The organism is Actinomyces israelii (assembly GCF_030253495.1).
GTDB classification, from domain to species: domain Bacteria; phylum Actinomycetota; class Actinomycetes; order Actinomycetales; family Actinomycetaceae; genus Actinomyces; species Actinomyces israelii.
In genome coordinates, this window is sequence record NZ_CP124548.1 from 858,678 (window position 1) to 878,926 (window position 20,249).

The 20,249-nt window shown below is 71.3% G+C and carries 16 protein-coding genes; 7 read left to right on the forward strand and 9 right to left on the reverse strand.

All coding sequences use genetic code 11. From position 1 onward, the window contains the following. Window positions 1-11 precede the first annotated feature (11 nt). Window positions 12-3,449, forward strand: coding sequence for a VanW family protein (locus AIF0345_RS03450; protein WP_285297173.1), 3,438 nt, complete (start codon window positions 12-14; stop codon window positions 3,447-3,449). Between the two features lie 889 nt (window positions 3,450-4,338). On the opposite strand, the gene AIF0345_RS03455 is transcribed toward AIF0345_RS03450, so the two are convergent. Both AIF0345_RS03455 and AIF0345_RS03460 read right to left on the reverse strand, forming a co-directional pair. Next, window positions 4,339-4,746 carry a hypothetical protein gene (locus AIF0345_RS03455; RefSeq protein WP_285297175.1) on the reverse strand — a complete coding sequence of 136 codons (408 nt, stop codon included), beginning with the start codon at window positions 4,744-4,746 and terminating at the stop codon, window positions 4,339-4,341. 45 nt (window positions 4,747-4,791) lie between these two features. Further along, window positions 4,792-5,184, reverse strand: a complete 393-nt coding sequence (locus tag AIF0345_RS03460) for a hypothetical protein (RefSeq protein WP_273167523.1) — start codon at window positions 5,182-5,184, stop codon at window positions 4,792-4,794. Between the two features lie 94 nt (window positions 5,185-5,278). Here AIF0345_RS03460 and AIF0345_RS03465 point away from each other — a divergent pair, with 94 nt between their 5' ends. From AIF0345_RS03465 to AIF0345_RS03480, 4 genes are all read left to right on the forward strand, one after another. Then, window positions 5,279-5,446: a hypothetical protein gene (locus AIF0345_RS03465; RefSeq protein WP_285297178.1), complete on the forward strand. Its 168-nt coding sequence runs from the start codon at window positions 5,279-5,281 to the stop codon at window positions 5,444-5,446. 445 nt (window positions 5,447-5,891) lie between these two features. Continuing rightward, window positions 5,892-6,245 (forward strand): ferredoxin, encoded by a 354-nt coding sequence (fdxA, locus tag AIF0345_RS03470; RefSeq protein WP_043564319.1) that lies wholly within the window; start codon window positions 5,892-5,894, stop codon window positions 6,243-6,245. Window positions 6,246-6,321: 76 nt separating this feature from the next. Continuing rightward, window positions 6,322-7,554, forward strand: coding sequence for a succinyldiaminopimelate transaminase (dapC, locus tag AIF0345_RS03475; RefSeq protein ID WP_285297881.1), 1,233 nt, complete (start codon window positions 6,322-6,324; stop codon window positions 7,552-7,554). A gap of 390 nt (window positions 7,555-7,944) precedes the next feature. After that, on the forward strand, window positions 7,945-9,333 hold the full coding sequence (locus AIF0345_RS03480) for a citrate synthase (RefSeq protein ID WP_084682667.1): 1,389 nt from the start codon (window positions 7,945-7,947) through the stop codon (window positions 9,331-9,333). 43 nt (window positions 9,334-9,376) lie between these two features. Here the strand turns inward: AIF0345_RS03480 and AIF0345_RS03485 are convergent, their stop codons facing one another. Further along, window positions 9,377-10,015 carry an NYN domain-containing protein gene (locus AIF0345_RS03485; RefSeq protein ID WP_285297179.1) on the reverse strand — a complete coding sequence of 213 codons (639 nt, stop codon included), beginning with the start codon at window positions 10,013-10,015 and terminating at the stop codon, window positions 9,377-9,379. A gap of 160 nt (window positions 10,016-10,175) precedes the next feature. Between AIF0345_RS03485 and AIF0345_RS03490 the strand changes: the two genes are divergently transcribed. Beyond that, the gene (locus AIF0345_RS03490; protein WP_285297181.1) at window positions 10,176-10,988 is read left to right on the forward strand and encodes a class I SAM-dependent methyltransferase; all 813 of its coding nucleotides are present in this window, start codon (window positions 10,176-10,178) and stop codon (window positions 10,986-10,988) included. Between the two features lie 714 nt (window positions 10,989-11,702). On the opposite strand, the gene AIF0345_RS03495 is transcribed toward AIF0345_RS03490, so the two are convergent. The 6 genes from AIF0345_RS03495 to AIF0345_RS03520 form a co-directional block, all read right to left on the reverse strand. Further along, entirely contained in the window at window positions 11,703-12,458 is a 756-nt protein-coding gene (locus AIF0345_RS03495) for a succinate dehydrogenase/fumarate reductase iron-sulfur subunit (RefSeq protein WP_043563962.1), read from the reverse strand. Then, window positions 12,455-14,428 (reverse strand): fumarate reductase/succinate dehydrogenase flavoprotein subunit, encoded by a 1,974-nt coding sequence (locus tag AIF0345_RS03500; protein ID WP_285297183.1) that lies wholly within the window; start codon window positions 14,426-14,428, stop codon window positions 12,455-12,457. The genes AIF0345_RS03495 and AIF0345_RS03500 overlap by 4 nt, the downstream gene beginning before the upstream one ends. After that, window positions 14,425-15,189, reverse strand: coding sequence for a succinate dehydrogenase cytochrome b subunit (locus tag AIF0345_RS03505; protein WP_285297185.1), 765 nt, complete (start codon window positions 15,187-15,189; stop codon window positions 14,425-14,427). Before AIF0345_RS03505 ends, AIF0345_RS03500 begins: the two co-directional genes overlap by 4 nt. A gap of 244 nt (window positions 15,190-15,433) precedes the next feature. Then, window positions 15,434-15,910, reverse strand: a complete 477-nt coding sequence (locus AIF0345_RS03510; protein ID WP_156966782.1) for a hypothetical protein — start codon at window positions 15,908-15,910, stop codon at window positions 15,434-15,436. A gap of 1,308 nt (window positions 15,911-17,218) precedes the next feature. Then, window positions 17,219-18,202, reverse strand: coding sequence for a 2,3,4,5-tetrahydropyridine-2,6-dicarboxylate N-succinyltransferase (gene dapD / locus AIF0345_RS03515; protein WP_043563968.1), 984 nt, complete (start codon window positions 18,200-18,202; stop codon window positions 17,219-17,221). Between the two features lie 98 nt (window positions 18,203-18,300). Further along, a complete protein-coding gene (locus tag AIF0345_RS03520; RefSeq protein WP_285297188.1) occupies window positions 18,301-19,407 on the reverse strand; it encodes an MFS transporter in 1,107 nt (368 codons plus the stop codon). Window positions 19,408-19,526: 119 nt separating this feature from the next. Here AIF0345_RS03520 and AIF0345_RS03525 point away from each other — a divergent pair, with 119 nt between their 5' ends. Continuing rightward, entirely contained in the window at window positions 19,527-20,240 is a 714-nt protein-coding gene (locus tag AIF0345_RS03525) for an ArsR/SmtB family transcription factor (RefSeq protein ID WP_285297190.1), read from the forward strand. The last annotated feature ends 9 nt before the right edge of the window (window positions 20,241-20,249 follow it).

The following is a 20,249-nucleotide window of genomic DNA, read 5'->3' on the forward strand; positions in this document are numbered from 1 at the left end:
AGAATGCGACCATGACCGACGACGTCACCCCTCCCGCCGGCACCCGTCACAACGAGGATGCCGTGGCCGCCCCACAGACGGCCGACGCCCGCATCTCCTCTCCGGAGGAGATCTCCCACGACCTCAGCGCCACAACGCCGGATATTGCGGGCGAGCCGCACCCGGAGGACGGCGGTGCTGGTGGTGTGGAATCCGACGACGATCCCACGGCCCAGGCCGACGCTGTCGAGCCTGCTGAGCCTGCCGGCGACGGGGACTCGGCGCCCGAGCCCGCTGAGGCCGGGGGCGCGGACGCTGAGTCCGAGGAGCCCGGGCCCGCTGAGGGTGCTGAGGCCGGGGTCTCGGAGGAGCCGGAGGCTTCCCAGGCTGAGTCCGACGCCGGGGCTGAGTCGGGTGCTGACGCCGTTGAGTCGGATGACGCCGGCTCGGTGGAGGCCGACGCGGATGTTGAGGCCGAGTCCGACGCTGTCGAGCCTGCTGAGCCTGCCGGCGACGGGGACTCGGCGCCCGAGCCCGCTGAGGCCGGGGGCGCGGACGTTGAGTCCGAGGAGCCCGGGCCCGCTGAGGGTGCTGAGGCCGGGGTCTCGGAGGAGCCGGAGGCTTCCCAGGCTGAGTCCGACGCCGGGGCTGAGTCGGGTGCTGACGCCGTTGAGTCGGATGACGCCGGCTCGGTGGAGGCCGACGCGGATGTTGAGGCCGAGTCCGACGCTGTCGAGCCTGCTGAGCCTGCCGGCGACGGGGACTCGGCGCCCGAGCCCGCTGAGGCCGGGGGCGCGGACGTTGAGTCCGAGGAGCCCGGGCCCGCTGAGGGTGCTGAGGCCGGGGTCTCGGAGGAGCCGGAGGCTTCCCAGGCTGAGTCCGACGCCGGGGCTGAGTCGGGTGCTGACGCCGTTGAGTCGGATGACGCCGGCTCGGTGGAGGCCGACGCGGATGTTGAGGCCGAGTCCGACGCTGTCGAGCCTGCTGAGCCTGCCGGCGGCGGGGACTCGGCGCCCGAGCCCGCTGAGGCCGGGGGCGCGGACGCTGAGTCCGAGGAGCCCGGGCCCGCTGAGGGTGCTGAGGCCGGGGTCTCGGAGGAGCCGGAGGCTTCCCAGGCTGAGTCCGCCGCCGGGGCTGAGTCGGGTGCTGACGCCGTTGAGTCGGATGACGCCGGCTCGGTGGAGGCCGACGCGGATGTTGAGGCCGAGTCCGACGCTGTCGAGCCTGCTGAGCCTGCCGGCGGCGGGGACTCGGCGCCCGAGCCCGCTGAGGCCGGGGGCGCGGACGCTGAGTCCGAGGAGCCCGCTGGGCCTGCCGACGCTGAGCCGGAAGCTGAGAAGGCCGAATCCGAGCCCGTTGACACTGAGTCGGGAGCCGAGACTCCCGACGTCGAGTCGGAGGCTGGCGCGGCCGAGACGACGGATGTCGTGGCCACACCGATGGCCGACACCCTTGCAGCCATGTCTGCGCGTACCCCAGCAGAGGCGGCCTCGGACGGGGCATCCGAGGTCGAGACCGCTGGCTCCAAAACCGCCGGGCCTGAGGCCTCCAGACCGAGGTCCTTCACACCCGCTGGCTCCGAGCCCGCAGAACCCGAGGTCTCCGAGCCCGCAGAGGGCGCGTCTGCTGCCGAGGGCCCGTCCGAGGCTGCCTCGGCGACCGCCGCCAGCTCCGCTCTCACCGGGATCATGGCAGTCCTCGCCAAGATCAAGGCTGTGCCGACGGGTCTGCCGCACAGACGCAGGCTGAACCGCGGCGTGCTCGCAGGAATCATCGGTGCGGGCCTGCTCGTCCTGGTCTGGGGAGGCGCCGCCATCGCCGCCACCCAGCACGTCTTCGCCGGATCGACGGTCTCCGGCGTCGACGTCGGAGACATGAGCCCCGACGAGGCCCGCCAGGTCGTGGCTGACCAGATCGGCGCCGAGCTCGCGCAGCCCGTCACCCTCAGTGCCAACGACTCCACCGACACGCTCGTGCCGGCCGACTCCGGAGTGAGCGTCGACGCTGCCGCCAGCATCAACCGGCTGATCGACCCCACCATCAACCCGGTCACGCTCATCAAACGTCTGAGCGGTACCAGTGTTGACGCCGTCACCACCGTCGACTCTGATGCGCTCACCAACGCCCTCAACGCCCGGCTCGGCACGCTTGCCACCGGCACGGCCGACGCCGTCGTCACCCTCGAAGGCACCACCCCCGTGGTGACCCCGGGCACAGACGGAACCGGCATGGACGTCGATGCCTCCGTCAAGGCCCTGAGCGCCGGCTGGCCCCTCGGCCAGGAGGAGATCGCCATGGTCGAGGGCACCGCGAGGCCCGCCATCACCGATGACGACGCTGAGGCCTTCGTCGACTCCGTGCTCACCCCCCTGCTCTCCGACAGCCTCACCGTCACGGCCGCCGACACGAGCGTGGAGAAGACCGCCGCCACCAAGCAGGTCGTCCTCTCGCCCGAACAGATCGCCGACCTGACCACCATCTCCACGGACGACGGCGAGCTCTCCGCCGTCCTGGACTCTCAGCGGCTCCACGACACGATCATCGACGCCATGGGCGGGATCGAGACCGCGCCCACGAACGCCGGATGGACCATCGACGGCTCAGCGGAGAGCGCCGCCGGCGCCAAGCCGCAGTACGTGGCCCCATCCCCCGGGGAGGGCATCGACATGGACGCCCTGACCCAGCAGCTCGTGGACGCCGGCACCACCGGCACCGCCTCGGCCGACAGGACCGTGGCTCTCACCATGATCACCACCCAGCCGGAGATCACCACGCCCGAGAAGGACTGGGGCATTACCGAGGTCACCGGCGAGTTCGCCACCCCCTTCAACTCGGAGCCCGGACGCGATCAGAACCTCATCCGCGGCGCCGAGCAGATGAACGGCCAGATCGTCATGCCCGGGGAGACCTTCTCCGTCGAGCAGGCGCTCGGCCCGGTCGACTACGAGCACGGCTTCACCGATGCCGGCGTCATCTCGAACGGCCAGCACGTCGACGCGCTGGGCGGCGGCCTGTCCCAGATCGGCACCACCATGTTCAACGTCGGCTTCGAGGCCGGCATGGACGACATCGAGCACCATCCGCACTCCTACTACTTCGACCGGTACCCGGCGGGGCGCGAGGCGACGCTCTGGACCGGTCAGAAGGACGTCAAGTTCGCCAACTCCACGCCGTACGCGGCACTCATCCAGGCCTGGGTCGCCGACGGCGAGGTCCACACCCGCATCTGGTCCACGCACTACTACGACGTGTCCATCACCAGCTCGGAGCGCTACAACTATCGGCCCGTCCAGACGATCACCCGTCCGGCGGGCGCGGGGTGCCAGGCGTACTCCGGCGGCAACCCGGGCTTCGACATCACCGTCACCCGCACTCGCACGGCCCCGGACAAGGCCATGCCCGACGACGTCCTGACCACCACCTACGACGCGGACAACAACATCGCCTGCGGGAAGTCGGGGAAGTCCTAGCGGAGGCGCCGCCCCGGCACTACGCTCCGCGCGAGCCAGCGACACGCTGGAAAACCTAGTCCCCAAAAAGGTACAGATAGCAATACCATAACATTTTGATCTCGCTGCCGTCTCGCCGGGCGTGCCCTTGCGCCGCCCACTAGGCTTGTCAAGGCTATGGAGCATCGTTTCCCCTTCCCACGAGGAGAACGCATATGACTGTGACGACGCCGGGCCGTTCCGTCGTGAACACCTCGGCCCCCCCGACGGAGACGAGGTCCGGGCGCCGCCGCGCCTCTGCTGATGCTGACGCACAGGGCCGCCACCGCGCCGCCGCCTCGGCGGAGGCCGGGGCGACGACGGGGCGCCGCACCGCGCCGTCGGCCGTTCCCGCCTCCGAGGCCGGGTTCCAGTCCTACTCCATGTTCTCGGGGTCGCGCCCCGCCAACGCCGTCCCGGTCTATCGCAGCGCCGCCAGTCACGGTGCAGGGTCTCAGCCCGGTGCCGCGGGTGCCCCCCGCCCGTCGACGTCGGGCGGGGGGCACTCCCGCGCCCCTCGGCAGGCCTCCTCCCCGGGGCGGGGGGTGCGTCCCGCCTCGGCCACGAGCCCCGGATCCCAACGACCGGCCGTCGCCCCCGGCAGAGCCGCCCCGATGCCGCACAGGCGTCCGGCCGAGCCCGGGGGCGCCGAGCCGCCGACTGGGCGCCCGGCCTCCGGTCGGCGGCCCGCGGCCTCGTCCCGCCGCGCCTCAGAACCGCCCACAATGCCTTCCCCCACGGGCCCGACGCCGGTTCTGCCGCCGAGTCCGCCCGCGGAAGCGCACCTGTCCACCGCCGAGGCCGAGCTCAGCGCCCTGCTGCTCGGCGGGACGCCGACCGGCTCCATCGACGTGAGCTCGCAGGCGGGACATCAGAGGGGCCGAGCCTCCTCGACCGCGCGCCCCGGGGCGCCGGCAACGGCGCGCTCCGGGTCCCCCATCGTGGCGCGCCCCGGGGACCCGAACGCCGGCGCTGCGGACAGCTCCCGAGTCGCTTCTCCTCCTGCGGCCTCTGTCCGCCGGGCGGCCTCCGCTCCCCATGCGGCCTCTGCGGCGACCTCCGGCGGACGCGCGCGATCCGCCGAGCCCCCGGTGCGATCCGCCGGCTCCCCGACGCGCTCCGCGATGACGACGCCGTCCAGGGCGTCTGCGGCCTCGGCTGCCAGCGGAGCCCCCGCGCCGTCGGCCTCCTCCGCGCCCGGGGCGGTGAGGCGCCGCCCCGTTTTCGCGCCGGGCAGCCCGTCGGCGTCGTCCGCCGGAACCACCGGCCCGGTGGGCATCCTTCCCTCACCGGCCACAGCAGACGCCCCGGAGGGCACGGCGACCTATCGGGTGGTCGTCGCCAACCAGCAGGTCGCCGTCACAGCCGCCCATGAGGCGCCGGGCGCAGGTCGTGGCGCGGCGGGACCTCCGGCCTCGGCGCCGGCTCGGGCCGCGGCTCCCGGCCGCCCAGGATCGGGCAGCAGCAGGGCGCCCGCCCCGATTCGGGCGAGGACCCGGTCCACCGCGCTCCCGTCCGCCTCTCCGACCCCGGGGGTCCCTGCTTCGGCGGCGCCGGGCGCGCCGGCCAGGACTGCGCCCGGGCGGCCCGCGGCCGCCGCCTCCGCGCCGTCGTCGGAGACCGCCTCCCAGCCGGCGGTCCCCGCACGCGCCTCCTCCGCCTCGGGCGCCCAGGGCCGCGAGGTGTGGTCGCGGGAGGAGAACCTCGCCTGGGTCACGCTCTCCAAGAGCGCGCCCGGGGAGCAGCAGGCCCACGCCCCCTATCGCCGAGACGCGGTGGCGGCCGCCAGACGGCGGGGGATCCCGACGGCGGTGAAGGTCGCTGCGATCCTTGCACTGGTCCTGCTGATCGTACTTGCGGGCCTGATCTGGGTCGCGCCCATGCTGCTCGGCCCGGACTTCTCGCTGTCGCACATCGTCGGCTCGCTGCTGGGAGGGGCGTCGGCGGGCGCGGCCGCCCCGCCGGGTCTCCTGGCGTAAGTCCTGTCGTCGAAGGTCGTTCGACTCGGCGGTCGACACCGGCGGTGTGCAGCGGGGCCGTGGGCGGTCGAAGGCACGAGAGGGGTGGTGCGACCGCGACGCATGCCGCTGGGCCCGTATCCGGGCGCGGACGGAGGGGAAACCCGCACAGTCGGCCGCGGCCTAGCCCGCACGCCCCGGAAGACCTCGCGCGCTGGACGCTGAGCTAGACGCCGCCGTCGCTCGGCCCGCAACACCCCGGAGAAACTCCGGAGGAGTCGGCTCCCGGCCCTCCGGCTGGATTCGGTTCCTCGCCCATCACCAAATAAACCGCGGGAGCACCCCGCATTCCCGTGCTCAGGGCCACGGTTCCGGCCTCTTGGGCGAGGTGGGGACGTGGGGCAATATTGTGGACATGGCTGCGTCGCCGCCCGTGCGACGCGTTCCAGAGAAGAGGAATCCACCCATGACCTACGTCATCGCCCAGCCATGTGTCGACGTCAAGGACCGCGCATGTGTGGACGAGTGTCCGGTCGACTGCATCTACGAGGGCGAACGGACCCTCTACATCAACGCCGACGAGTGTGTTGACTGCGGCGCCTGCGAGCCCGTGTGCCCCACCGAGGCGATCTTCTACGAGGATGACGTCCCCGAGGAGTGGGAGGACTACACGCGGGCCAATATCGACTTCTTCGAGCTCGAGGGCCTGGGCTCCCCGGGCGGTGCCCAGAAGACCGGCCCCCAGCCCTACGACGACCCCATGGTTGCGGCCCTGCCTCCGCAGAACGCCGACTACCGGGAGGCCAACGGGCTCGACTGACCCGAACGGCGCGCGGCACCCGGCCGATGGCCCGCCGTCGGGGCACCGTTGGGAGACAATCGGGTGCGTGACTGACGTGACCGACTCGCCCTCCGCCCGCGCCTCTCGCCCCGTCCTGCCGCGCCCGCCCGCCCTGCCGGACTTCCCCTGGGACTCCCTGAGGCCCTACCGCGCCCTCGCCGCAGCACACCCGGACGGCGTCGTCGATCTCGCCATCGGCACTCCTGTTGACGACTCGCCCGATGTGGCCCGCGCCGCCCTGGCCGCGGCCTCCAACGCGCCCGGGTACCCGGCCGCCGTCGGCACGCCGGCCGTCCGCCGGGCCATCATCGCCTGGATGGAGCGCCGGCGCGGGGTGCGCGGCCTGACCGACGACGCCGTCATCCCCACCATCGGCTCCAAGGAGTCGGTGGCGCTCCTCGCGCTGCAGCTCGGGGCCGGGCCCGGCGATGTCGTCGTCCACCCGCGCGCCGCCTACCCCACCTACGACGTCGGGGCGCGTCTGGCCGGCGCCACGCCCGTGCCCGTCGACACCGATGCCGACCCCGACACCTGGGAGCTGCCCGCCGGCCCGGACGGCGCCCCCGCCGCGCCGGTCATTGTGTGGCTCAACAGCCCCGGCAACCCCGACGGCCACGTTCTGGGCGTAGAGCAGCTGGCGCGCATCGTCGCCTGGGCGCGCCACCGCGGGGCCGTCGTCGTCGCCGACGAGTGCTATGCCGAGCTCGGCTGGGCCGAGCCGTGGGCCTTCGAGGGCGTGCCGAGCCTGCTGGACGCGCGCGTGACCGGCCGCGCCGACGGCGGTGAGACTGATCCGACCGGGCTCATCGCCCTGTACTCCCTGTCCAAGCAGTCAAACTTGGCCGGCTACCGGGCCGCCTTCCTGGCCGGCGACCACGAGCTCGTCAAGGCGGTGACCGAGGTGCGCAAGCACTCCGGCCTGCTCGTGCCCGCCCCCGTCCAGGCGGCCATGGTCGCCGCCCTCGGCGACGACGCCCATGTGGCGGCCCAGCGGGAGACCTACCGACGTCGTCGGGAGGCCCTCCTGGAGGCCACGGCCGCCGTGGGCCTGGTCAATGACCCGGCCTCGGTCGCCGGCCTCTACCTGTGGCTGAGCGGGCCCGCGTCCATGAGCGCCTTCGACCTGGTGGGGGCCTTCGCCGAGCTGGGGATCGTCGTCGCCCCCGGGGACTTCTACGGCGAGGCGGGCGCCGGGCGGGTGCGCATGAGCCTGACCGACACCGACGAGCGCGTGGCCGCCGCCTGCGAGCGCCTGCGCTCGCCCGGGGCCCGGAGGCTCTTCGCCTGAGCGGGCCGCCGGCTCGCGCCCCTCCTCCTTCGCCGAGATCGGTCGAGTTCCGCACCGAGATCGGTTCATGCACAATTCTTTCAGGAACCCGTCAAGAACCCGCCGAGCGCGGCGCGTTGAGCGATCCGCACGGGAGGCCGTCATTGTGCGGAAAGGTGCCCCTGGGCGAGTTCTTCGGAGTTCTTTTGAGCCCGCGGTCAGTGTCGCTCGGCTGCGCCGGGCGCCTTTCGGGCGCCCGGCGCAGACCGCGGGGCCGCCCGGCGGTGCGCCCGCAGTTCGGCACGCGTCAATGTCGCGGGCGGGGAGCCCGTAGAGTTGGCCGAGGACCAGGGCCCGCCCGCGGTGGGCCAGGGTGCGGCAGCGCCGACGTCGTCAGCCTTAGGAGGCACTATGACCGACACGACCATCGACCCCAACGACCTGGACGTCCCGGGCGAGCTCACCGTCGGGGAGACGGGCCTGGAGCTGCCGCGCATCCACGCCACCGAGGGATCCGACGGGCTGGGCGTGGGCAGGCTGCTGCGCTCCACCGGGATGGTCACCCTTGACCCGGGCTTCACCAACACCGCCTCGTGCACCTCGGACATCACCTACATCGACGGCGCCGCCGGCGTCCTGCGCTACCGCGGCTACCCGATCGCCGAGCTCGCCAAGTCCTCGACCTTCCTGGAGGTCGCCTACCTGCTCATTAACGGCGAGCTGCCCGACGCCAGGACCTTCGAGCGCTTCGAGCGCCGCATCGGCCGTCACCGCCTCCTCCACGAGGACTTCCGCAGCTTCTTCACCTCCTTCCCCTCCTCCGGCCACCCCATGGCGATCCTCCAGGCGGGCATCGCCGGGCTGGCCACCTACTACGAGGACACCCTCAACCCGCACGACCCCTACGAGCGCGAGCTCGCCACGGTGCTGCTCCTGAGCAAGCTGCCGACCATGATCTCCTACATCGCCCGTCGCGCCATCGGCCTGCCGCTGCTCTACCCGGACTCCAAGCGGGGCTACGTCGAGGACTTCCTCAACATGACCTTCGGCATGCCCGACCAGAGCTACGAGATCGACCCCGCCGTCATCAGGGCGCTGGACATGCTGCTCATCCTGCACGCCGACCACGAGCAGAACTGCTCCACGTCCACCGTGCGCCTGGTCGGCTCCGCGGACGCCAATATGTACGCCTCGGTGGCGGCCGGCGTCGGGGCGCTGTCGGGGCCGCTGCACGGCGGTGCCAACGAGGCCGTTCTGCGCATGCTCGACACCATCCAGGCCGAGGGCATGACGACGACCGAGTTCGTCCGCAGGGTCAAGAACAAGGAGGGCGGGGTGCGTCTGATGGGCTTCGGCCACCGCGTCTACAAGAACTACGACCCGCGCGCCGCCATCGTCAAGGAGACCGCCCACGACGTCCTGACCCGCCTGGGCAGCGAGGACGGCGACCGCAAGCTCGAGATCGCCATGGAGCTGGAGGATGTGGCGCTGTCCGACGAGTACTTCATCTCCCGCAGCCTGTACCCGAACGTCGATTTCTACACGGGCCTGATCTACCAGGCCATGGGCTTCCCGGCGAAGATGTTCACGCCGCTGTTCGCCCTGGGGCGCCTGCCCGGCTGGATCGCCCAGTACCGCGAGATGATCGCCGACCCGGCCAAGCGCATCGGCCGTCCGCGCCAGGTCTACACCGGGGAGGTCGAGCGGCACTACATCGCCATGCGCCGCCGCAAGCACGCCGCCGAGTACCCCGGCACCCGCGTGGGCGAGATGAGCCTGGACCACGTCAACAAGGTCTGAGGGCCGGCCCTGCGGCGGCGCGGGCCTGCGCCGTGGCCCTCTCTCAGGCGTAGGACCGGGGATCGAGACTGCCCATGAAGTGTCTTCGCGTCATCGAGACCGTCCAGAGACGGCGGTTGGTCTTGATGTTGCCGCGCGTCCAGCCCGCTGCTGGGTCGTACCATTTCGCGGCCTCGACCTTCGCGCCCGCTGTCGCAGCGGCCGCGTCGAGCGCAGGGGCCAGATCAGTGTCGCGGGAGGCGAGAACGACGACGTCATAGGCGCGGGAGCGGGCCAGCTCTACCAGGGTGAGCGCGCACAGGACGTCTACGCCCTTCTCCTGCCGAGAACTGCGTACCGGCACTCGGCTCCCGTCCACGTAGTCCCATGAGTACTTCAGCGGACGCAGCGTCACGTTGACCACTCCGTGGTGGCCCCGTTCCCAGGCGGCGCGCTGTTCCTGGTTCCGCCGGTAGGCATCGGGGTCGTCCTCTGGGATCGGTAGGCCGCGGAACACCTCGACTCGTGAGACCGATACCTGGCGTGCGTCGTCGTTCGTCGCGTTGCGGGCCTGAGCGAGCCGACACGCGAAACGGTAGGGCTCGACAAGGGCCTCTTCCGGCGGGCGTCCAGGCAGAAACAGCTTCGCTGCTGTCAAGTGGACGTTCTGATAGTCGACTACGACTGCCATCGTGAGGGTCATGACAACTCCACAAAGTAGACCCCGCCAGTCCCGGAGGACGACGGGGAGTTATGAACGAATAGTAGGAGCGCTCCGGGCGACCGGTCAAGCAGCAGGAGGTGGGTCGAGAGCCGGCCCATGTCACTGTTTCTCACGGTGAGGGCAGGCTAAACTCCCGTCCATGAGCGACAAGCCCGCTTCCGACGTCCCCCTCCCGTACGCCGACCGCCCCATCGCCACAGCGCCCGGCCACTGGGTCCTCGCCCGCGCGGGCAAGCGCGTCCTGCGCCCCGGCGGCGCCGCCCTGACCGCCGACATGCTCGCCCACGCCGGGCTGGCGGACGCCGACGTCGTGGAGATGGCTCCCGGCCTGGGCCGCACCGCCGCCGAGATCGTTGCCGCCGGCCCAGCCTCCTACACCGCGATCGACCGTGACCCGCAGGCCGCGGCCCGGGTGGCCGCCGTCGTCGGGGAGCGCGGCACCGTCCGTCAGGGCGAGGCGGCCGACACCGGCCTGCCCGACGCCAGCGCCGACGTCGTCGTGGGAGAGGCCATGCTCACCATGCAGGGGGACAAGGGCAAGGCGGCCATTGTCGCCGAGGCCGCCCGCGTCCTGAGGTCCGGGGGCCGCTACGCGATCCACGAGCTCGGCGTCGCCCCCGACGACATCGACGAGGAGTACTACACCCGGCTGCGTCGCGACCTGGCCCGCGCCATCCACGTCAACGCCCGCCCCATGACCGCCGCCGCCTGGCGCCAGCTCATGGAGGACGCCGGGCTGGAGGTCGACTGGGTCGGCACCGCCCCCATGGCGCTGCTCAAGATGAGCCGCAACCTGCGCGACGAGGGGCTGGGCGGCGCGCTGAGGATCGTCCGCAACGTCATGCGGGACAAGGAGCTGCGCGCCCGCATCCTCCAGATGCGCTCCGTGTTCACCCGCTACCAGAAGGACATGGTGGGCATCGCCGTCGTCGCCCACAAGCCGCGGGCTTGAGACCGGCCCAGGGCGCCCCGAGGCCGGGGCGTGCGCCGGCCGACGGTGGCCCGGGCACAGGGATGCGTCAGTCATCGGCTCGGGAGAAACCGGAGTCCAGGCGGTCCCGGGCTCACAAGGAGCCTTCGGCGGCCCGGGCGGGGGCGCTTCGGAGTCGGCCCGGGCAGGGGCGTCCACCAGAATGACATTGGCGTCGGACAGTCCCGGGCGGTGTCGTACGATCCGCGGAATCATGCGGTTTTCTCATGTGCTCCGGCGGGTTCGAGCGGTTAATGTCATTCTGGTGGACACTCCCGCCACCGAACCCGCATCGAGCCACGCGGTCGGGCGTTGGGAAGACGGTCGGGCAGACCCCTGCGATCCCCGGACGTGGCGGCCCCACGCGCTTTCAACCCCGCCCCCGCACGACCCGCGCAATCACGCCGGTCGTGTACGCCCGCATCACCCCTGCACAACCTGAAAACGCGCGAGAACCACCTTCCTCGCAGAAGCAGTCGCCCTCCCCGGGTGCGTCGGGACGAGCCATGCCGCCTGGGGCTCCTGAGCGGGCGCCGAGCGTCCCCGGGCGCGTCGGGATGAACCTGGCCGGGTCCTTATCGGGCGACGCCCGCCACCGGCGCTCCCCGGGCGCGTCGGGACGAACGGTCCTCCCGGAGCGCCATGTGCCCGCGACTCCGCTCGGGGTCCGCCCCGCCGCGACCAGCCCGTGCGCCCTCAGTCGTCCCGGCCGCGGCCGATCAGCCCGGTGCGCAGCACCTCCCGGTTGACGCGCGCGATCGCCTCCAGCGGGATGCCGGCCGGGCAGGCGGGCACGCACTCGCCGTAGACCGAGCACGGCCCGAAGGCCTCGTCCAGGACGCGGGCCATCCTGCGCGCCCGCCGCGCCCGCTCGTGGCGGCCCTGCGGCATGAGCGACAGGTGCGCCAGCTTCGCGCCCGCGAAGAGCATGGCCGCACCGTTCGGGCACGCCGCCACGCAGGCCCCGCAGCCGATGCAGGCGGCGAAGTCCAGCGCCCGCTCGGCCTGCTGGTGCGGTTGGGCGACGTCGTCGGCGTCCGGCGCCGTCCCCGCGGCCACATCCACGGTTCCGCCGGCGCGGATGAGCTCGTCCAGGGCCGTGCGGTCCACCACCAGGTCGCGGATCACCGGGAAGGCCGCCGCCCGCCACGGCTCGATGCGCAGGCGCGTCACGCCGGGGAAGGCCCGCAGGTGCTGGCGGCAGGCCGGCGTGTTGTCCACCGGCCCGTGCGGAGAGCCGTTGACCAGGAAGCCGCAGGCCCCGCACACCCCCTCCCGGCAGTCAGACTCGAAGACCACCGGCTCCCCGCCGTCCTCAATGATCTGGTCGTTGAGGCGGTCGAGCAGCTCCAGCAGACTCATCTCCGGGGCGGCGTCCTCGACGACGTACTCCTCGAAGGCCCCGGCCGCCCACGGGCCGTCCTGCCGCCAGATCTCCAGCTCGACTCTCATCGGTAGTCCCTCACCTGCATCGGCACCAGCGAGAAGCTCAGCGGTTCGGACCGGCGGGTATGGGCGCCGTCGGGCGCCGTCTGCCAGGCCGACACCGAGCACCAGGCGTCGTCGTCGCGCCTGGCCTCGCCGGACTCGGTGGCGTACTCCTCGCGGAAGTGGGCGCCGGCGGACTCGCGGCGGTCCAGGGCGTCCAGGACCATGACCTCCGCCAGCTCCAGGAAGTCGGCCACTCGCAGCGCCCTCTCCAGCTCCTGGTTGAGGCGCTGCCCGCCGCCGACCACCTTCACGTCGGCCCAGAACTCCTCGCGCAGCGCGCCCACCTCCTCCAGGGCCCGGCGCAGCCCGGCCTCGCTGCGGCTGACCCCGCAGCCGGCGTAGAGGATCTCGCCGAGCCGGCGGTGGAACCACACGGGGCGGTGGGTCCCGCCCACGGCCATCAGCGCCCCGATGCGGGAGCGGACGGCGGCCACGGCCTCGCGCGCCTCGGGGGCGTCGCCCGGCAGCGGGCTGGCGCCGACGAGCCCGGCCAGGTAGCTCGGCACGCTCAGCGGCAGCACGAACCAGCCGTCCACGGATGCGCTCAGCAGCGAGTTCGCCCCCAGGCGGTTGGCGCCGTGGTAGTTGTTCGACGCCTCCCCGCCCACGAACAGCCCCGGGATGGTGGACATCTGGTCGAAGTCCACCCACAGGCCGCCCATAGTGAAGTGGGCGCCCGGGGCGATGCGCATGGGCACCTCGTAGGGGTCCTCGCCGGTGGCGTCCAGGTACATCTCGAACAGGTTGCCGTAGCGCGAGGCGATGGTCTCCCGCCCCAGCCGCTCCAGGGCGTCGCGGAAGTCCAGGTAGACGGAGTTGCACAGCGGGCCCACCCCGCGGCCGGACTCGATCTGCTCGCGGGCGTTGCGCGAGGCCACGTCGCGCGGGGTGAGGTTGCCGAAGGCCGGGTACTTGCGCTCCAGGTAGTAGTCGCGCTCGTCCTCGGGGATGTCGTTCGGAGGGCGTTCGTCCCCGGGCTGCTTGGGCACCCAGATGCGACCGTCGTTGCGCAGTGACTCGCTCATGAGCGTCGTCTTGGACTGCCAGCGGCTGGACACCGGCAGGGCCGTGGGGTGGAACTGGACCATGCAGGCCGACGCGAAGGCCGCCCCGCGCCGGTGGGCGCGCCAGGTGGCGGTGGCGTTGGAGGCCATGGCCAGGGTCGAGTAGTGGTAGACGCTGCCGTAGCCGCCGGTGGCCAGCACGACGGCGTGGGCGGTGCGGGCGGCGACCTCGCCGGTGAGCAGGTCGCGGGTGATGATGCCCTGGGCGCGGCCGTCGGCGACGATGAGGTCGAGCATCTCGGTGCGGGCGTGCATGCGCACGCTGCCGGCGGCGATCTGCTCCTGGAGGGCCTGGGCGCAGGCGATCTCGAGCTGCTGACCGGTCTGGCCGCGCGTGTAGTAGGTGCGCGAGACCTGCACCCCGCCGAAGGACCGGGTGGCGAGCTGGCCACCGTACTCGCGGGCGAAGGGCGCCCCGATAGCCTCCATGTGGTCGATGACCCGCCCTGACTCGGTGCCCAGGCGCACGACGTCGGCCTCGCGGCCCCGGTAGTCGCCACCCTTGACCGTGTCCTTGACGAACCGGGCCAGGGAGTCGCCGTCGACCTTGCGGGCCCGGGCGGCGTTGATGCCGCCCTGCGCGGCCACCGAGTGGGCGCGGCGCGGGGCGTCGTGCAGGCTGAAGCACTCCACCCGGTAGCCCAGGCGGCCCAGGCTCGCGGCGGTTCCCGAGCCCGCCAGGCCGGTGCCCACGACGATGACGGTCAGCTTTCGGCGGTTGGCGGGGTTGACCAGGCGGTAGTCGTCGCGGCGCCTCTGCCAGGCCTGCTCCGGCGGGCAGCCGGGCAGGTGGGGGTCGAGGTCGGGGCCGATGTCGTAGAGGGCGTCGACCGGGCCGGGCGTGCGGCGTGCGCTCGCGGGGCTCATGAGATCACCCCGGCCAGGATGAGCAGGGGCAGGGCGCCGTTGCCGAGCGCGACGGCCACTGCGACGGCGAGCGCGACCGCCAGCCAGATGCGGCGCAGCCTCTCGCCGGTGCCGCCCAGGTCGACGACGACGTTCCACAGGCCTTGGGCCAGGTGCAGAGCGATTGCGAGCATGATGGCGCTGTAGAAGATCGCCATGTGCGGGCGGGACAGGCTCGCCACGAGATTCTGGTAGGCGCTCACGTGCAGGGCGCCGTCGCCGTGAGAGGGGGCGGTGTAGGACGGCGAGGCGACCAGGCGCCCGATGGTCAGGTCAAGGATGTGGACGACGACGAAGACGGCGATGAGGCAGCCGGTAATGAGCATGGAGCGGGCAGCGGTGGCCCGCGCCGGCAGCCCGCGGCGTCGGAAGCGGCCGCGCGAGGCCCGGCCGCGGCGCCACAGCTCGACCCCGGCGGCCATGTGCAGGCCGATGCAGGCCAGCAGGACGACCCGCAGGATCCACAGCAGGCCCTCATGGGGGAGGAGCGGGTAGGCGACCTCGCGCAGCCAGGCGGCGTAGGAGTTGTAGGCCTCCGCGCCCATGAAGGCCTTGAGGTTGCCGACCATGTGGACGGTGACGAAGGCGGCCATGATCGTGCCGGTGAGGGCCATGGTCGTCTTGAGCGTCGTGAAGGACGGGCCGCGGCTCCGACCGGGACGGGCCGGCGGGGCGTCGCCGGGAGCGTGCGCCGACTTCGGGACGTCAGTGACCGCGGGCATTCGGCTCCCCCCTCCGTCCTCCGTTGCTGCAGAACTACAGTACTTATGGTAACGAAGGTCACAGCAGTGCGGGAGGAAATGACGGCCTGTCCCATACTGCGAGCCGGGCCGTCTCGCTCGCCGTGCTGCGCCTCTACCCGCTGCCCCGGGCCCGCCGCCCCGTCCGTCCCGCCCCTTTCGTCGAGATCGATCGTATTCCGGTTCGAGATCGGTTCAGTTCCGCGTCGGCGTTGGTTGCGTGTGGTTAGAGTCCTGCCAGGATGGCGAAGATGAGGGCGTAGAAGGCGATGGTGACGGCGGTCCATGTGGCGATGCCGATGAGGAGGCCTTTGATCATGGCGTGGTTGTAGGCGTTGGTGACGACGCCGAGGTTCTTGGCGGTGCTGTTGGCGGTGAGCATGGGGATGAGGCCGAACAGTCCGAAGAAGAAGCTGATCCAGAACGTGAGCCTGGTGGTGGGCAGCAGGGCGGCGACGGCGGTCTGGTCCAGGGGTCTGCCGTCCGGGCCGACCGGCTGGAAGGTGCGCGCCAGGATCGTGGGCCTGCCCGCGACCGCCCCCGCGGCGCGCGCCGGCGGCGGGGTCCACGTTCCGTCGCACCACTGCCTGAACGACCTGGAGAACACCGGCACCGCAAGAGCGAGTGGCGCAATGGTCATGAGAAGAAGGAGGATGATCGTCGTTAAGAGATTTGTCTGGACGAGTGGATGGTAGATGGCCATGAATCCGTTAATTATGGCATCTACGAGCGCGCATGTGCATAGGGTGATGGATAGGCATTGAGTAACGATTATATTCTTGTGATGTAATAGAAATGCGAGTAGTGCGACACCGCAGGAAACCCCCAGGGCGGCTGAAATCCACGATGCTGCACCCATGGCAAGTGCGAGGGAAGACTTGTCCTCGTGTAGGTGCGTTAGTAGACTGGGAAATGCATGCACCATGGGTTGTATTTGAATAAACCCGGTGCTGGCGTCGACGGCATGCATGTTGTTCTTGTTCCATGCGCTGAGCAGTGCGATAATGGCTTGCCATATCGAGGCGACCCCCAGTGAGCTTACGGCGACCGCGGAGTGGGGCGCGTGTGTGCGGTGGGGTAGGCGTCCCCACAAGCAGATAAATATAAATGATAATACGATGATGCGCGTTCCCGGGGTAAGGATTATGGCGATGCGGCGGAAGTCCGGCGCGCGATGGTGAATTTGATGCAAATCATTGAGGATTACGGTGGGCATAATGGCGCTGGCCGCTACTAACGAGCTTGGCATGACTCGCCTGCAGACTTGTACAATGCCAATAATGAGAAGTGTTAGCGGTGTGGAAAAGAGCAGGGTCGCGACTATTGTGCCCACATTGTCCAAGGAGAAGGGGAGCTGGCATGTTAGTAAAAGAACAATTGCGAGCATGGCGAGGATGAGGACTGCTCGCTGCTGGCCGCGTGACCACGGGGCGGTCTCCGTGGAGGTTGTCGTCGGAAGGGGCGGTGCGGATGCGGCAGCGATGGGCGCAGGGCCAGCAGGAACTCCGCTCTGGGCCGGCGAACCGTAGACGGGAGCGGGCCCGGAGGGGACCCCGCTCGGTGCGGCTGCGGCGGGGCCCGACGGTGGTGGGGGTGTCGGTTGGGGCGGGGGAGGCGGGACCGGGGGGAGGCTGCCGGTGTCGGTAATGGGTCCGCTGTCGGCGGATGCGGTTACGGGGGTTGACTGAGGGTTACCGCCGATAGGAGCGGGGGGGGGTGCTCATAATAGGGCATAGTATTCCGGCCCCCGAGCTGCCACCACGGATCGTCGTCCTCACGGTAGCCCAGAACACTCTTTGCCGGTCGTGTTCTCAGTTCGCAGGGCGACTGAGCGCGGCGTCCCGGGGTATCGGGCCCGGCCGAGCCCACCGCCGTCGGCGCCCTGGGGCCGAGGGCCCCGCGACTCGCCGAGATCGGTCCGACCGACCGATCTCGAGGCGGAAATGAACCGATCTCGGCGCGGAATACGACCGATCTCAGCGAAAGAGGAGGGACGGGCGGAGCGCGCGACCTACTGACGGGCGTGCAGGACGGCGTTGAGCTCGATGCCCTTGCCCCCGCGCGGCAGCGCCTCCACGGCGCCGGACTGCGAGTTGCGGCGGAAGAGCACGTTCGAGGCGCCCGCGAGCTCCCGGGCCGGGACCACGCGTGGCTCCTTGAACAGGCCGTGGGGCCCCGGCACCACACCGCCGGAGGGCAGCACTGAGAGCTTGGTACCGGCGGTCAGGTACAGGCCCGCCTCGACGACGCAGTCGTCGCCCAGCGGAATGCCCAGGCCCGAGTTCGCGCCCAGCAGGCAGCGCTCGCCCACCGCCACGCGCTGGTGGCCCCCGCCCGAGAGCATCCCCATGGTCGAGGCGCCCCCGCCGACGTCGGAGCCGTCCCCGATCACGACGCCCTGGGAGACCCGGCCCTCGACCATGGAGCGCCCCAGCGTCCCGGCGTTGTAGTTGACGAAGCCGGAGTGCATGACGGTCGTCCCCTCGGACAGGTAGGCGCCCAGACGGACGTTGGCCGCGTTGCCGATGCGCACGCCCGAGGGCAGCACGTAGTCGGTCATACGCGGGAACTTGTCGACCGCGTTGACCTGGACCGCGTGGCCGAGCTTGGCGCGCAGGCGGGTGCGCGTGGCCTCAAAGCCCTCGGCGGCGCAGGGGCCGGCGGAGGTCCACACGACATTAGGCAGGCGGGAGAAGACCCCGTCCAGGTTGACCGTGTTGGGCAGGACCAGGCGGTGGGACAGGACGTGGAGGCGCAGGTAGGCGCCCGCCACGGTCTTCGGGGCGTCGTCCAGGTCGGCCCAGGTGCGCACCACGGTGGTGTGGACCCCGCGCGCGGCGTCCTTGCTCTCCATGGCGGACAGGGTGGTGAGCAGGTCGGCGTCGCCGTCGGCGGGCTCATCCCCCAGGATCGGCCTCGGGTACCAGACGTCGAGGGTGTTGCCGTCATCGGTCACGGTCGCCAGACCGAGACCCCATGCTCTGCGGGTCGTCATGACGCCCAACCATACGGGACGCGGCCTCGGCGCGCCGGTGCCGACCGGCATCCGGGCGGGCCCGGCACGGGACGGCTTCCGCCTCGACGCGCCCAGGCTCACTTTGCCGCCCTGCGAGCGTGGTCGGTGATGAGCATGCCGACGACGGGGACTGCGGCAGCGAGGAATACTGCCGCTGCGGTGCCGACGGCGAGGTGGAAGCCGACGAGGAACGTGCTGGTGGTGATCAGTGCGCCCAGAGCGGCCACGCCGACGACGCTTCCGGTCTGCCTGGCCGCGTTGATGACTCCGCCTGCCAGCCCGGTGTACGCGGGCGGCGCCGAGGCCACCGCTGCGGACGTCGCCGCAGGCATGGCGAAGGCCATGCCGAAGCCGCCGGCGAAGGTCAGGAGCGCAGTCAGCGGATACGGCGTGCCCTCCGTGACCTTGATAAGGCTCCCGAATCCCGCTGTGCCTGTGAGAAGGCCTATGAGCATTGTGACGGGTGCTCCGATGCGCGCCGTGCTGCGCCCACCGAGCGGAGAGGCGATGGCCGCGCTGCAGGCCTGCGGGGCGAGCGCGAGGCCGGCGAGCCAGGGGGCGTACCCCAGATAGCTCTGGAAGAACCTCTGGAAGAACAGGGACAGGACGAAGAGCTGACCGAAGAAGCTGATATTCAGCGCCAGGCCGACGAGCGCCGAGACCGTGAATCGTGCTCTCCTGAACAGCGGCATGGGGAGCATCGGGTCGTCAACGTGATGCTCGACGACGACAAATCCCACGAGCACGGCCGCGCCGCAGCAGATCGCCGCGGCCGACGCGCCTCCCAGGCCGCTCTCGCCGCCGGCGATCATCCCGTAGGTGAGCGCGGCCAGGCCCAGGACGGACAGGATCTGCCCCAGCGGGTCGATTGCGCGCCCGTGCCGGGCGGCCGGTGCCGGCAGCGAGCGGAGGGCGAGCCGGCAGGCGATCGCAATAATGGGGATGTTGACCCAGAAGACGGCCCGCCAGCCGATCCAGGACACCAGCACTCCTCCGAGTACCGGACCGGCCGCGGCGGCGATCCCTCCCGCCCCTCCCCACAGGCCGATCGCGCGGGATCGCTTGTCTGGCTCCGTGTAGATCACGGCGAGCAGCGCCAGCGAGCCGGGGACGATGGCGGACGCGCCCGCCCCCTGGGCCGCCCGGGCCGCAACCAGCGCCCCGCGCTGACCCAGCGCAGCCATTTCTCTCTATCCTTCGCGCAGTGCCGGCCCCGGCTCCTGTTGCGAGCCCCCGGCGGAAGTCAAGATAGTGCCGCTCTTGTTCGGCGACGACCGAACAATCGGAGCTCTAGGATCAAAACATGTCGGCTCGCGTGTTTCCGGAGGCGGTCCCGGATATCTCCACCATTGCGACCGCTCTCGCCGACCGCTCGCGGGCGGCCATGTGCGCCGCGCTCATGGACGGTCGCGCGTGGACCGTCGGAGAGCTCGCCGCGTACGCCGGGCTGGCACGATCGACCGCCAGCGAGCACGTCAGCATCCTGGTCGGTTGCGGCATCGCCGTCGATACGCGTCAAGGACGCCACCGCTACATCAGCCTCGCCAACGAGGACACCGCCCGAGTGATCGAGAGCCTCGGCGCGGCCGCCAGGAGCACACTGCCCACCCCGCCGAGCCTTGGCGCGTGGACGGCCAATAAGCGCCTGCGGCAAGGACGCACCTGCTACAGGAACCTGGCCGGCTGCCTCGGCGTCGAGCTCACCGCCCGGCTCACGGACTGCGCCCTCATCAACCCCGGCTGGCAGCTGACGCGAAGCAGGGAAGAGCTCCTGACCGCCTGGGGCACTCCGCTGGGAGCGAGCAGGGACGAACGGCTCGCGGCGCCCTGCATGGACTCCACCGAGCGCCGCTTCCACCTCGCCGGCCCTCTGGGCACGGCGATCTGCCAGACCCTCCTCTCCCGCAGGTGGGTCGAGCGCCTCGGCGCCACCCGCGCCGTGCGCCTCACCCCGGCCGGCAGAGCGGTCCTCGACGACGCCGGTCTGGCCGTCGTCGTCAGCGAGCCCGCGCCCTGACCGGCCCGG